At 75.3% G+C, this 1,110-nt stretch carries 1 protein-coding gene and 1 pseudogene; both read right to left on the minus strand.

Going from position 1 to position 1,110, the window contains the following annotated elements; all coding sequences use genetic code 11:
* A partial coding sequence (locus tag FNQ90_RS24230; RefSeq protein WP_182608300.1) for an AAA family ATPase occupies positions 1–432 on the minus strand: 432 nt, incomplete at its 3' end.
* A pseudogene (locus FNQ90_RS24235) lies at positions 429–1,110 on the minus strand (hypothetical protein); the annotation flags it as partial. The gene FNQ90_RS24230 and the pseudogene FNQ90_RS24235, both read right to left, overlap by 4 nt.

Genomic DNA, 1,110 nt, shown 5'->3' on the forward strand with positions numbered 1-1,110 from the left:
GTCGGGCAGCGGGCGGGGGACGCCGTCCACGGAGACCTGCCGCTCCTCCATGGCCTCCAGCAGGGAGGCCTGGGTCTTGGGCGGGGTTCGGTTGATCTCGTCGGCGAGCAGCAGGTTGGTGAAGACCGGGCCCTCCTGGAAGGAGAACTCGGCGGTGCGCGCGTCGTAGACGAGGGAGCCGGTGACGTCGCCGGGCATCAGATCGGGGGTGAACTGCACCCGCTTGGTGTCCAGTTCCAGGGAGCTCGCCAGAGCGCGGACCAACAGGGTCTTGGCGACGCCGGGGACTCCCTCGAGCAGGACGTGGCCCCGGCACAGCAGGGCCACCACGAGGCCGGTGACGGCTGCGTCCTGGCCGACGACGGCCTTGCCGATCTCGCCGCGCAGGGCCTCCAGGGAGGCGAGGGGGCTGGACGTGGTCGGGTCGCTCACGGGGTCTCGTCCTTCGTGTTCGGCGGCGGGTCGGTTCGAGGGGCGGTCGCCGTGTCGCTCCGGTCGGGAGCGCCGGCGCGGGGGTCGCCGACCGGATCGGCCACGCGGCGTTCCAGGGCGTCCAACTCGTCGGCGAGGCGCACCAGTTCCCGGTCGTCGGCGGGGGTGCCCGGGCCGTTCAACAGGGTGTGCAGGGCGGCGGCCGGTTCGCCGGTGCGGGCGGCGATCGCCGAGGTCAGGGCGGTGGGCTCCCGCGCGTCGGTCCGGGTGAGGCCGACACGGGGTGCCAGCCGACGGCGGGCGGCGCCCCGCAGGGCGTCGGCGGCGCGGTCGCGGGCCCCGGCGCGGTGGTAGAGACGGGCGCGGCCCTCGGTGGTCTCGGCGGCCCGCACCACGGCGGGGAGCCGTTCGGTGACGACGGGCCCCAGCCGTCGGCCCCGCCACAGGGCGGCCAGCAGGACCGCGATGCCCAGCTGGAGGGCGGCCCAGCGCCAGGCCGGGTCCAGGAGGGCGAAGAAGGACTGGTCCCCTCCCTCGGGGAGGTCGTCGGGGCCGGGCAGGTACCAGACCAGTTCGGGATGGGCGCCCAACAGGTTCAGGGCGAGGGCGGCGTTGCCCTCCTCGGCGAGGTTCTCGTTCAGCAGGGGGTGGGGGGTGCCGAGGAGGACGGTGTCGGTG

The sequence above is a fragment of the Streptomyces alkaliphilus genome, assembly GCF_014141535.1.
GTDB lineage: Bacteria > Actinomycetota > Actinomycetes > Streptomycetales > Streptomycetaceae > Streptomyces > Streptomyces alkaliphilus.